Here is a 13,958-nt window from a genome sequence, read left to right as displayed (position 1 = left end):
ATTAAAAAAAGAGGCAATTATTATCACAATTACTTTCTTTATAAAGAACATTATATAGGTGTAGATTACCATTTATCTATTAACCTGTCAATTCCAAACAGTACTGTAGACTTATAATATTCTTTTTTTAACAAAATCCTTCAAATACTTATATATTGTGCAATTTAGCTTGAAATCAATCCAAACGGCTTAAACACTGCAAGAGCTCCTACATACTCCCAGGTAATACTGCCGTCCTGAGCAGTGCCATTAGTGTTAGATGGTGCAGATGCCCCACTGGATCCCGCAGCTATACATCTGTATACTTTTCCGTTTGCATTGACTAAGCTATTAATGGTATAGGATTTATTTGGACTCCATGGATTTTTGTTTGCAATTCCAGAAGCAACGCAAATCCAGCCAACATATCCCCCCGCTACCGGGGTGACATTATAGATTATTTGTCCAACCATATATGTGCCAGTACTAGGTTCTGAATCTGCTGCTGCAGGGAGAGGAATATTACCCACTATATTTTTTTCTAATTGTAAATCTAAATTCTTCGTAAAAACAATTTCAGAATTTATACTATTATTGTTTTGTGCAACAATTATTGTTCTAGGTTTTGGAAGGGATGAGCCGGATTTTCTATAAGCACTCTCAATCGTGATCGTCCCTTTGGTACTAATACCAATATCATTTTTGGTTACAATTGTATTATTAGAAAGAACTAAATAGTTTTCAGCATAAACCCTTAACGAGTGCATCGCACCTAGAGAAACATTTTTTCCTACAACTCTAAGATTATTATCTGTAACTTCGAGTCTGGGGATATAAAGAAACGCAACTCCAGGTCCTCGAGCTTCATGAACAGCAGTTCCGTATGAAGCGTCCCAGATGATCGTATTGTTACTAAATTTATGTGTAACATACCCTGTTTCTTCAGCTAATATCTCACTGCCGTAGATATCGCCTCCATCAAACCTGAATGACTGGTTCCTAAAGGTTGAGTTTTGAACCCTCATTGATCTAGATGCCATCATACGGCTATAGTTCACTTTGTTTCCGCTGTGAATAAATTCACAGTCTTCAACAATTAGGTTTTTTGCACCTACATAATGTCCGCCGCTTGTCTCATTTGTTAGAAATTTAACATTTTTAAACAAAGCGCTTTCTGTTTGATTGTAACTAGCCGTAACGAGGCCTCCGGCTCTTCTTACATCAAATAATGAATCATAAATCTCAATATTCTTGCTGGCAAAGCGAAGTCCCGCATCTTTATCTGGGTCATCAAAAGTCAATTTACAATTATATATTTTCAAGGTTTCACCAAAGAGGTTTAAGCTGCTTTTTGTAAAAACACAGTTTTCTAACGTCGTATTTCCGGCATTAATTGAACAGGAGGCGTCAAAAATAGAATCATTTCTAAATGTAACAAATGTTCCATCTGCCTCATTACCGCTCGTAATTGACCTGCCTGTAATCGGACCATAATATATATTATTATGCGATAAATAATCATCTCCACTGCCGCTTAAATTAACGGCACCCTTAAATTTATTATTTTCGAGATACACTCCTCTGGTACTGATACAAATAAACGCTCCAGCTCGATTATCGTAGAAGTTACAATTTTTCACGGTGATTTTTTGATTCGTCATATATCCATCTTCTATGTCGATACCATAGCCTGGATTACACCCTTGAGAGTTGCTCATAGGGTTACTGTTGTTATATAATTCACACCTGTCATATGTGATAAATCTGCCCCCATTAACAGACGCACCAAGCCTTCTATTTCTATGGGCTTTACAATTTATATAAGTGATATACTGAGGTATTCTGGCACATAGTACGTAATGCAAATTTCCATTCATTAAGTCGAAATTTTGCAAGTAGGAAAATCTCACTTTTGCAGTACCCTCAGGTAAAGAAGATAGATAGATCAATTCATACGTTCTGGTATTTCTAAATCCTAAATAAGAACCATCTGATTTATAGAAATGCACCTTTATTACTGTTTTGTTTAAGTTACTTCCGGTACCATATCCACCATACCCATCACCCGAGTAATAAAAGTATCCAACTGATTTTACTGTAGATCCCGTCACGTCAAAGAATCTTGAGACTGTAGTATAATTGGACTTTGAAACATCTATATTACCTTGCGCATTAATATCCCCTTTAGCGAAATGTGCTGGGTGCTGGATACCGCCTATTGCTGAAAAGTCCATAGCTGTGGTAAAACCATCTCCAGTGCATTCACTTACCTCACAGTTATTCAAAACAATGTTGTAACAGGAATTTTTACACTCTATGCCATGTCCCCATTCATGTGTACCACCGCTAGAATAGTCGTGAGTCTCCCTATCTCCAATTACAGTAGCACCTTCTATAGTAACGTTTTTGACATTATTACACGAGAGAACAGTGTAGCCTGTAAAGTTGTTTGATTCTTTTACAAATACACAATCATAAAGCTTGTACGTTGTATTGCTATTTAAATTTACTGATGCATTTTTATCTATAAGATATCTGCCCTTTGGTAAAACAACCAAGTTATAATCATTTTCCCTTGCCCATAAAAACGCTTGGTTAATCCCAAGAGTAGTGTTTGCTGCATCTGTTTCATTATCTTTAATTCCCCACCGCTCCAGTTCAACAGTGTAAGAGAAATCACTCATTCCATTCACCTGCAGCTGCTTTGGTGTTCTCATGTGTTATAAATAAACCAACTCTTAATTCACGAATACATTTCATATCTATATATATTCCTCCACTTCTTCTTCTTAGAGGTAATATATTCATATGTACTCTTTTCGTGTGGGTTTATAATTAGATCTGAACTTTTTAACTTGCTGCGGGGTTTAAATAAATTCTTATAACCTGCCGAACATTCAACCCATTAATTTATGATTTCAACCAATTAATTTACCTTCTTTTAAATTAGACTCTATACTCTTTTTCATGATCATTCTATCTACCATTTTTCCTATTGGATAAAATATAAAGTTGATCAAATAAGAAGAAAGGAGACAGAGGGCGATTAGCCAAATGAAAACCAATATCCAATATCTTGGAGCAAATGTAAGCTCCGGGAAAATGGACATATAAAAGAACATATGGGTTAGCCATATGTTCGTAGAATGATCACCAAAAAAGAGTAACACCTTTTTTACTGTTTTTCCTTTACTCATGAGATTAAACAAGCAGACAAAAGCAATGGCAGTCAGAGGGGCAACAATCATAGACTCATACACAGAATGTAATACCAACAATCCAAATATGGCGCAGCCACTTATTAAATTGCGATAAGGGTTGGCAGAGAACTTTCTTGATATTTTTGAATTAACTTTTTCCTTTGCAAATATACAACCAACAATAAATGGAAAAAGAGAAGTACCCACTAAAACTAGAGAATTAATTAAAGAGGTATAAAAGGCTTGATCCAGATCTATAATTTCCTTAATACGCTGGATATAACTTATTAAATAAATAACTACCGAAACAACTAATACATTTCTGGTACTATGAGCTTTCACTTTCTTTACAATATATGGGGTTAATAGGATGAGTATTATATAAGTTTGCAAAAACCACCATGCTCCATTATATGAGTTGGACAGCACGAAAAAGTTAAGAAGAAAGCTGCCAAGTCCACCTTGAAACGCCCCTGATTTTCCGGCCAGGAACCCAATTAACATAAATAATAGCAGAATTATCCAGAAATTGATAAGTAGTTTTAAGATTCTTATGGAGTTTTTTTTCAAAAATGTGTGTTTATGATATGAAATATAGAGACCGTAACCACTTGCAAAACAATATATTGGAACACATGCATCCCCAAATAAACCAATATAATAGGCTAGTGGAATTCCATTAAAAGAAACCAAGGTTTCATATAATCCATTTACATCTTTTCTGCAAAATAAATGAAGGAGCAGCATAAATAAAATGGCTACTCCTTTTAACATTTTCATATTATTTTTTGAAATTTCCATTAGATTCTTCCTAACTCCAATAGCATTTGCTTGGGTCTTTGCTTTAAATATGCTTTTTTTCCAAATTGATATAAATATTTTTCATCATTATTTTTAATCGCTTGTAAGTATTCGTTAGAAAAATATTTTTTTGCGCCCTCGTTGTTGATAGCCTCGGTAATACAAGCATTGGATAAGTAAGTCTTTATTAAATCTCTTTTTTCAATTCCGTTGTATTCACTATAAAACAAGTTGGAAAGACAGGTTTTGAAAGTATTTAACAACATGATGCTGATTCCGTTTAACATGTTTTGTTTAGTATTATAATAATACTTATTAATAACTCCTTGTTGGATTAGGTATCCATTTACAATATCATCGAAAAAATACGGCATATATTTACTTGTAGTTCCACCAGCTCTATAAAAATATAAAGCTTTATTTATTACTTTTATTTTGTTAGCTTTAAGGAATATTTCCAAATTATAATAAAGATCTTCTCCAAAAAATTTAATAGCATCAAGATACTTCCCTGAACTTACAAGTAGCTCTCTTTTATATAACTTAGCACATAATGATGAAGGGAAAGGATGGCCATGAAAATATGCTACAATTAACTCGTTTCTAATTCCTTCTTTATTATAGACTTTAACCCCATTAAAATAAGTACTTTTATTCTCTTTCTTTATCGATAATTTATCCCCAATTACTTTATACATATTACACACTGTAACATCTGAATTACTTTCGTAAGCTTCTTTATATAACAATTCTATTGTCTTGGTATCAATCCAATCATCAGCGTCAACAAACATAATATATTTAGATTTAGCTAGTTCCACACCTTTTCTTCTGGTTGCAATACAACCTTCATTTTCCTTATTTATTACTTTTATTCTAGTATCGATTTTCTCATACCTTTTACATATTTCTAAACTGTTATCAGTAGATCCATCATTTAACAAAATTAATTCGAAGTCTTTAAAGGTTTGATTAACAATAGAATCAATACATTTATTTAGTCTTTTCTTGGCATTATAAATAGGAACTATCACACTTACTTTCTTCAAAATATCACTTCTTCCATTAGTGATTTACAAACTCAAATAAAATTAATTTAGATTAAAATTGGATACTATCTTAGTCAAAACTTGTTTAGGTTTTCGTCTCTTATACGTCTTTTCACCCAAAAGATAGAGATACTGAATATCTTTGTTCCTTATAGCATTTAAATAATCAGGAGAAAGACATCTAATAACTCCCTCATTGTCTAAGCACTCAATAATACTTTCTTTAACCACATTATTTAATATCTTTTCTTTTATTTCAGATTCACTAAACTTCCCCATAAACAAATTAAGCAATCCACTTCTAAACATGTTTAGTAATACTATACTAATTCCATTGATCTCATTCTGTCGGGTCTGTGTATAATACTTATTTATAATTTCTTTTTGAATTTCGTAGCCATTAATAACATCTTCAAAAAAATAAGGCATAAATTTATGGCTGCCTCCACCATATCTATAATAATAAAATGGTTTATTAATGACTTTGACTTTATTAGTTTTTAAGAGCATTTCAAGGTTATAAAAAAGGTCTTCCCCTAAAAATCGTATTCTGTCTAAATAATTACCACTATTCACAAGAAGTTCTCTTTTGTATAATTTCCCCCAGAGCGACGAGGGGAAGGGATGTCCATGAAAATATGCTGTAGCTAACATCTTAACTTCTTCATGATAATATGTTTTTTCCCTTTCAAAATATACACTCTTATTTAGCTGTTTAATAAACCCATACACTCTGTACATATTACATACGATTATCTCAGCTTTACAGTCCATTAATTCATTATAAAGAACCTCTATCATCTTACTACTAATCCAATCATCTGCATCAACAAACATAATATATGGGCCACTTGAAGCTTCTATGCCCTTCTTTCTAGTAGCAGAATGCCCCTCATTTTTCTTGTCTATCAGTATTATTCTTTTGTCATTTTCTGTATATTTCTGACAGATTTCCAAACTATTATCAGTAGAACCATCGTTTACTAGTACTAATTCTAATTCTTTGAAAGATTGATTAATTATAGATTTTATACACTTATGGAGTTTTTCTCCTGCATTGTATATGGGGACAACCACACTTACTTTGCTCATATATTTTACAAATCCTTTCAGATTCAAGAATATTATCAATTGCTAACAAACCAAAGGAGTTAATTTAATGTTTACATTACTAATTGTTTTCGTTTATTTTCAATGTTAACAAGCTGCCCCTTACTAAGTTTAAAAACAATATCACAATTTTCTATCGTGCTAAGCCTATGAGCTATCATGATTAACGTTTTCTCACCTTTTAATCCATTAATAGACTTCATGATTTCTTTTTCTGTTTCATTATCTAATGCTGAAGTTGCCTCATCCATAAATAGTATCTCTGGATCATGGTATAGGGCTCTAGCGATACCTATACGTTGACGCTGTCCTCCTGAGAGCCTTACACCTCGTTCACCTACAGCCGTCTCTAACTGATTAGGTAATGATTTAACAAATTCTGTTAGTTGAGCTTGTTTTAACGCTCTCCAAACTTCTTTATCATCAATAAGATGACTATCTACTCCAAAAGCTATGTTATTACGAATAGAATCATCTGATAAATAAATAGATTGAGGAATGTAGCCAATTTTTTTTTGCCATGTTGATTTTATAGTAAATAAATTTTCTCCATCCACTAAAACATTTCCTTTTTCTGGTTTCAACAACCCAAGTATAATATCCACTACGGTAGTCTTTCCTGCCCCCGATTCTCCTATAAATGCAACAGAGTGTTTAATTGGAATAGTTAATGAAATGTTTTTTAATGAATAGTCTATTTGATTTGGATAGCGAAATGAAACATCATTTAATTCGATTGAATCTAATAACCGGTTTTCTCCACTATTTACATCAAATATACTATCCTCAATAGTATTTGATGTTGCTTCTTCTCTATTATTAAACAAGTCTTCGTAAACTACTGATAAAGCAGGCTGATTATACTTAATAGATGTAATTAAACCTACTACTCGGGTAATAGAGGGCATTAATCGAAAAGCAGCCATAGCAAAAAGTGCCATTGTAGAAATCAACTGGTTAGTATTCAAACCTTGGAAAACGATTATTAATATTGTAATTAGTACTATTGAAATTAGAAGCGTCTCTATAAAAAGTCTTGGTACATGATCTAATATCCTCATGTATCGGCTATTATTCGCATTAATTTGGCTTTGAGTAGTGTATGCATTAATAAAATATTTCTCTTTTCCAGATACTTTTACTTCTTTAGCTGCTCCTAGCCCCTGATTCACCCATTTGATCATCATAGCAAATACCTTTTGTTGCTCTAACCCTAATATACTAATTTTCTTCCGAAATAATTTAAAAAATAAAAAAACGCTTCCCCCTAGTAGAATAGAAGCTGTAATTGTTGCTATTGGAGTTGTTATAAGGAGTAATGTTAAAATACATACAATAACTAAAAGTTCTGTAATTAACTGAAACCCTGATATAAGAATTCCTTGAAACACTCTAGGTACCTCACTATTAACATTTCGAAGAAGATCGGCGGTATTTCGCTGCAAATGAAATGTATATGGTTTTGTTAAATATTCTTTAAACAATCTTCTAGATAGTTTAACTTGGTGATTAAGTATTACTTTCAATTGTATATAATTAAAAAAAAGCAGGTACACATTTTTAAATAAAAATACTGCAAACAATACTATTACTGAAAAAGTAATGAACGCTACCAATGAATTGAAGTTTAAAATCTCATAAATGTACTTTAAGACGCCTTCCTCTTGTATTATATTGGGGTTTGTTACTATTCCCACGAAGGGGACAATTAAACCTATTCCTATAGTTTCAAAGAAAGCTGCAAAAATCATCATAATAAATAAAAGCAAGAATTTTTTCTTCTCTTTTTTATTGAAAAGTCTAAATAATTTATATATATCATCCTTCAATTTAGCCACTCCTCTTCTTTTATCCTAGCCGAGATACCCCTCCATTTTCCTTATGCACTACAATAACTCGGCTGTCAGCTTTAGCGTATAGTTCACAAATTTCTCCGCAATTATCGGGTGAACCATCATTAACTATTCAAAATTTGTAAAAGTTTGCGCAAGGATCGAATCAATACATTCATTTAAAAATTTTTCAGTTTTATAAATCGGGACAATTATACTTATTTCGGGAGTCATCATAGCCCCTCCAAATTTTCTTTATTGTTTTAATACCTTTAACAAATTTTCTACATTAGTTTTATTACTTAAGTCATTTCGTTTTAAGTTACACTGCAATTGTTGTTTAAATGAAGTGTTTTTTAATAATAAGGATATTTGTTCAAATATTTGACGATTGTCAAAATCTACAATGATCCCAGTTTCACCATCTATAATCTGTTCTCTCGCACCTACAAAATCAGTTGTAATGATAGGTTTATTAAATGCTCTGGCTTCGGCTAGAGTTATACAATATCCCTCATGTCTTGATGGCTGAACATAAATATCACACTGCTTCATATAGGGATAAGGATTATTTAGATTACCTAATAAAATAAGGTGTTCTTCTAGTTGGTTCTTCTTAATGAGATTCTCCAGCTCTGCTCGGCCTTCACCTTCACCGATACAGTACCATCTAATCTTAAATCCCGCTAAAGTCAATAGCTTTAAAATACTAGGTATTAAATCTTGACCCTTTTGGGATGTTAACCTACCTACTGTAAGGATTTTAGTACCGTTAAATCTATCTTCAAATCCTTTTTCCATTGATAGCTTATCCATTTTTATACAATCAATTATATTGTAGAAAACTGCCGTTCTTTTTTTAAGATCGGGATACATATCAGTAAACTTATCCATAGCGTATTTAGAAACACAAAATACTTTATCAAATTTGGAGTAGTATTCTTTATATGGTTGAAGCTCACGTTCATATTGAGTAACATCGCTATGGATCCAGGCAACTTTCTTGTTGGCAATAATATTATCTATTACATAAACTACTGGAAAAGACGCTGGAGTATGAAAAGCAATTGCCATGTCGTACCTTTCTTTACCTTTCGGTAACATTTTAGAATGGTAAAATTCTTGTTCAAACACCGTTTTTGCTTTTCTAGCTAGGAGGCTATAGTAACCAGTTTTAAAAGCAGCGGCAAATTTGCCTTTTTTGAAATCATTAATTACCCTTTCTCGCGTAGATTGTTCATCACCAAAAAGGCATTTCACTTTAACGTAATCTGGAAGATCATCAACAAGCTCTCCTCCATTTGCCATAACTAAAATTGTGATATCAAATTCATCTTTAGGTATTGTTTCGAGCATAGAAATTAGTGCTTTTTCTATTCCTCCCATTACCATTTGTCTAGTAACAAATATAATTTTTTTCATGCCATACCTCTAACCGATTTGACTTTGAAAATCCATTATTCTATTCACTTCAAAAGAAGGATCAATTATTTCTTCAGATAGTTTCCTTGAAAATGCTTCTCGTAATCTATGATTATTTAATAAATTTACTACAGCTTTGAATATATCGTTTTCGTTACAGCTTACTATCAGACCAGTTTCTCCGTTTTTTAACTGTTCACTTGCACCAGTAAAATTTGTAGTAATAATCGGTTTAGCCAGACATTTTGCTTCAGCGAGTGTAATACAATATCCTTCATGTCTCGATGGCTGAACATAAATGTCACACTGTGCTATATAAGGATAAGGATTAGGATCTGAGCCAAGAAATATAAAACTCTCATTTAAATTAAACTCTTTTACCATTCTTTCATATCTATTCCTTGAATTCCCATCCCCCACACAATACCATCTAACCTTATACCCTTGATTAATTAACATTGCTAGCACTTTTATAGCGAGATCTTGTCCTTTTTCATTCGTTAATCTACCAACGGTTAAGATTCTTATTCCGTTAAAATTATCGCTAAAACCTATACCTTTTCTAGCCTGATGATGAATCAGGTCACTAGACACTAAATTAGTAAACACTTCGGTTTTATCCTTTATAGCAGGAACTCTATCAACAAGCTTCTCTTTGCCTTCTTTAGATACAACAAATATTTTTTCGTATTTTCTATATACCTTAGATGCAAAATACCTATCGAAGCCTACTTTAGTTACATCAAAATGAATCCATTGGATTTTCTTATCTGCCTTTATTTTATTAATGACAAAATAGCTTATAAAATCCATAGGGCCTGCATAAGCTACTGCCAAGTCATATTCACCTTCGTATGATTGAAAATTTCTCATAGCGTATTTAAAAAAGATGCCTCGATCTTTTCTGATCTTCGATAATAAATGGATAAATAAAATACTAGAAGCAGCAAATATATTGCCTTTTTTAAAGTAATTTATAGAAGTTAATTGGGGTGGTTGATTTATTAGGTCTTTAATATCTTTATATTTCTTTAAATACATCTTACTAACATGCCCAGGAACTGAATCTAAGAATCCACCATACTCTTCTAACATTAAGATCGTTATCTCAAATTTATCTTTCGGGATTTCTGAAATCATGTTCAACAATGCTTTTTCGGTTCCACCTATATTTAAATTAATGATCATGAAAATAATTTTTTTTTTCATATCGCTCCCCTATTGCTAATTTCAAATTTTAAAAACTCACTTAGCTTTTCGAATTGGGCAGCTGCTTCAAAGGCTACGTTTGTAATGTCAGCTTTATTATTAAGAGCCTTGAGGATTATCTTTTCATTGAACTGAATGTGGAGATTTTCCATAGTTACCAAGATGTCAGCTAATTGAATGTCTTCCAGCATATGAGTAGTTTTGTGGCTGTATATAATAGGCATCACTCCTGATTCAAAGATTATTGCTAAGATGTTCGCATGAAATCTTGCTGCCACAAACAATTTAAAAGAAGCTATTATATTAATAGCTTCTTTTAAATTTCCCTTATAGCTATATTTAATTGTATTCTTTAGCGCCTCTGGGGAAAGAGTTGAAATAATAGAATCGGTGACTTGCAAATCCCCTTCATCTTCACAAAAAGACATTAAGCAACATTCGTACCCTTTACTAGTAAGTAATTCAATGGCATTAACTGTACTTCTTAAATAATCATTATAATACTCTGACAAACCTTGTTTATGTTTCACATCAATAATTGAAAATCCCACTCTATCTTTTATGGTGATTTCCTTATACTCCTTAATATCCATCTGAAACACAATATCCGGTGCATGTCTAATTTGCGGAAGATCTTTGAATAACTCATATGAAGCTGTATCACGAAAACAAACATCCGCACACATTTCAAACAATTCTTTGTAGTCTGATAAGAAACCCTTAGTTTGATAAGGACCAAAATTTGCACCAAGAATAAAAACCGGCTTGTTTCTTTTCTTAAATTCTTTTACTAATTTCAATCTATCAGCATACAAATTGGAATGGTAATCTTCCTCTCTGAAAATAGATCCTCCAATAAATAGTAATGCATCATGTTCTTCTGCTACGGCATGGAAATTTGTAATAGAGTCTGATAACTTGAGACGTTGACCGATTTTATTCACCAGACTATATTTTCTTCGTTTAACATTGGTATATTGGGAGATAAAATCATCATAATTATTCCCCAAGTGGTTTACAGTAAATTGGGCAGCAGGATATTTTTTGGCTAAAATGTCTAGGAATAAATCATCCCCTAAGTTGAATTTCAAATAAATATCAACAAATATTTTTTTCATTCAGCATCCCCACTTATGCTTTTTCTAGAATATTATAAAACCTTTGCAATTGATTTAAGGAATTATATGGTTGAATCGAATCTAATTCTTTCATTATGTCTCTCTTAAAACTATGGTCTTCTAAAAACCTTTTTACACCCTCGTATATACTCTCTATGTTGTGTTCTACAATTAATCCAGTTTTGTTGTGTTCAATTATCTCTTTTGCGGTATCAAAATTGGTACAGACTATTGGTCGCTTTAATATTTTTGCTTCACAAACCGTAAGCCCAAAACCTTCTTTACTAGATGTTTGAACATATATGTCGCAGTTTTTCATATATACATAAGGATTAATTTTTTTTCCAAGCAAGACAAAATGTGCATTTAAGTTATAATCATCTATCATTCTCTGGATTGCATCTTTCTCGGAGCCTTCTCCTATTACAAACCATTTAAATTTGTAACCTGCGCTTTTTAATAATCTGGCAACCTCTACAGCTTTATCATAGGATTTAGCACTCACTAATCTGCCAACTGTTAAAATATTTACAAAAGAATCCTCAAACTCCACTATATTCTGTTCATCTGCCAGCTTACTAATGAATTCAGGATTTATTATGTCAAATATCAAATCAATTTTTTTCTTATACTCATCTCTAATTTTTGATATTGATTGTTTTGTATGATAAGAAACGGTAATGATTTTGTCCATGTGTTTGTAAGAGTCATAATCAACATTTTTATCGTACTGTGTATTAACATAATCTGTATTGATCCATGCTAATTTTTTTAATGCATTTACTTTATGAGCTACATAATATGTTGGCATCCCCTGACTGTAAGCAATGGCAGCATCATAATGTGTAATAATTGGTTTTAATATGCTCTTAATACTTCTGTATACAACTTGTTCACTGTGGTGAGACTTTCTTTTGAAATTATTTAATCTTATAAAAAGTGAAGTCTTTATTCGAAAGTTGTAATACTTTAGTTTTTTCCCAATAGGAAATCTAGTCCCATCTAAAAATAAAAAATATTCGGGTGGGGAAAGTATATTTACATACTCAGGTACATGTTTTTCAAGATCACCACCCCTTTTAAATAAGAGTAGGTCTATTTCATACTTTGACGGATCGATCATGTTTAATAATGATACTAAGCTTTTTTCTGCTCCTCCAATATTTAATGAATCAATAACAAATAATAGCTTTTTCATAGGCCCACGTTCTTTCTTTTCTTAAAATTTCTATTTATATTTTTAATTACATTTATAAACATTCCATATTGAATACTACTTTTTATATGCCTATTCCTTAAAAAGAAGATGTACGGCTTGTATATCCAATTCTGTGCTTCAAATTTATCTTGATACTTTTTGATGTAAGGGATAGACAATATGTAATCAATATCGTTAATTGCCTGTTTCATTCCGTGATCCTTTATTTTCATACTTAACATTTCTACATTACTTACAATAATGTTTTGAATTCTATTTCCTATTATCTGATTAATTTCTTGATTACCTAAATTTACAGATAAAAATATTTGTTCAAGGTGCTTGCATACAGCGATGAAATTTTCTAAATACTTTGTAGAAATATTCGAACTGATACTATCCTGATTAAGCCTATTGTAATGATATAAATTCTCGTTTATTGCTGTAAAAGAACTACTGCAACGAACTACATATTGTAATACAAAAACCAAGTCCTCTGACATAAAAATATCCTTATCCATTTTAATACCATATTTAACGATTATTTCTCTTCTGAAAATTTTCCCCCAGAGTACCCCACCAGTTCTCTTGCATACCATATCAATTATTTCATGAGTAGAAACACTGCTTTCAAACTCAAAATCAGTGCAATTTATAACCCCATACTCTGATATATCCACATACCCACAGCAAACTAGATCTGATCCGGTTTTAATCATTCTTGTTAGCAATAACTCTACATAACGCTTGTCAACTGTATCATCTGAATCAACAAATACTAGATAGTCCCCTGTAGAAAGGGATATTCCTCTATTACGGGCTTCCGATGGACCGCTATTGGTCTGTTCATAGTAAATAATCCGAATATCCATCTCTTTAAAATGTTTGACTACCTGCCCGCTACCATCCGTTGACCCATCATTAATGATAATGATCTCTATGTTTTTGTAAATTTGGTTAATGATACTCTCTAAACATTTAGATAAGTATTTTTCACAATTATAAACAGGCACAATAACACTTACTTTTGGAAGCATTTT

Annotated in this window: 10 protein-coding genes and 1 pseudogene; all 11 read right to left on the bottom strand. The window is 32.0% G+C overall.

The genetic code is table 11. From position 1 onward, the window contains the following. Positions 1 to 164: 164 nt before the first annotated feature. Positions 165 to 2,663, bottom strand: coding sequence for a right-handed parallel beta-helix repeat-containing protein (locus tag ACQCV8_RS15170; RefSeq protein WP_426845749.1), 2,499 nt, complete (start codon positions 2,661 to 2,663; stop codon positions 165 to 167). A gap of 234 nt (positions 2,664 to 2,897) precedes the next feature. Then, a complete protein-coding gene (locus ACQCV8_RS15165; protein WP_426845747.1) occupies positions 2,898 to 3,980 on the bottom strand; it encodes an acyltransferase family protein in 1,083 nt (360 codons plus the stop codon). Then, a complete protein-coding gene (locus tag ACQCV8_RS15160; RefSeq protein ID WP_426845745.1) occupies positions 3,980 to 5,029 on the bottom strand; it encodes a glycosyltransferase family 2 protein in 1,050 nt (349 codons plus the stop codon). The genes ACQCV8_RS15165 and ACQCV8_RS15160 overlap by 1 nt, the downstream gene beginning before the upstream one ends. Positions 5,030 to 5,071: 42 nt before the next feature. Continuing rightward, positions 5,072 to 6,121, bottom strand: coding sequence for a glycosyltransferase family 2 protein (locus ACQCV8_RS15155; RefSeq protein ID WP_426845743.1), 1,050 nt, complete (start codon positions 6,119 to 6,121; stop codon positions 5,072 to 5,074). Between the two features lie 71 nt (positions 6,122 to 6,192). Next, the gene (locus tag ACQCV8_RS15150) at positions 6,193 to 7,977 is read right to left on the bottom strand and encodes an ABC transporter ATP-binding protein (protein WP_426845741.1); all 1,785 of its coding nucleotides are present in this window, start codon (positions 7,975 to 7,977) and stop codon (positions 6,193 to 6,195) included. Between the two features lie 22 nt (positions 7,978 to 7,999). Continuing rightward, a pseudogene (locus tag ACQCV8_RS15145) lies at positions 8,000 to 8,205 on the bottom strand (glycosyltransferase family 2 protein); the annotation flags it as partial. A gap of 21 nt (positions 8,206 to 8,226) precedes the next feature. Next, positions 8,227 to 9,393 carry a glycosyltransferase gene (locus ACQCV8_RS15140; RefSeq protein WP_426845739.1) on the bottom strand — a complete coding sequence of 389 codons (1,167 nt, stop codon included), beginning with the start codon at positions 9,391 to 9,393 and terminating at the stop codon, positions 8,227 to 8,229. 9 nt (positions 9,394 to 9,402) lie between these two features. Then, positions 9,403 to 10,602, bottom strand: a complete 1,200-nt coding sequence (locus ACQCV8_RS15135; protein ID WP_426845737.1) for a glycosyltransferase — start codon at positions 10,600 to 10,602, stop codon at positions 9,403 to 9,405. Beyond that, positions 10,599 to 11,720: a polysaccharide pyruvyl transferase family protein gene (locus ACQCV8_RS15130; RefSeq protein WP_426845735.1), complete on the bottom strand. Its 1,122-nt coding sequence runs from the start codon at positions 11,718 to 11,720 to the stop codon at positions 10,599 to 10,601. Before ACQCV8_RS15130 ends, ACQCV8_RS15135 begins: the two co-directional genes overlap by 4 nt. Before the next feature lie 13 nt (positions 11,721 to 11,733). After that, on the bottom strand, positions 11,734 to 12,918 hold the full coding sequence (locus ACQCV8_RS15125; protein ID WP_426845733.1) for a glycosyltransferase: 1,185 nt from the start codon (positions 12,916 to 12,918) through the stop codon (positions 11,734 to 11,736). Then, positions 12,915 to 13,955: a glycosyltransferase family 2 protein gene (locus ACQCV8_RS15120; protein WP_426845731.1), complete on the bottom strand. Its 1,041-nt coding sequence runs from the start codon at positions 13,953 to 13,955 to the stop codon at positions 12,915 to 12,917. The genes ACQCV8_RS15125 and ACQCV8_RS15120 overlap by 4 nt, the downstream gene beginning before the upstream one ends. Between the last annotated feature and the right edge of the window lie 3 nt (positions 13,956 to 13,958).

It is taken from the genome of Metabacillus sp. 84 (assembly GCF_050107715.1).
Lineage (GTDB): Bacteria > Bacillota > Bacilli > Bacillales > Bacillaceae > Metabacillus_B.
Note: the sequence above shows the minus strand (reverse complement) of the source record. Positions and strands in the feature narration are given on the sequence as shown.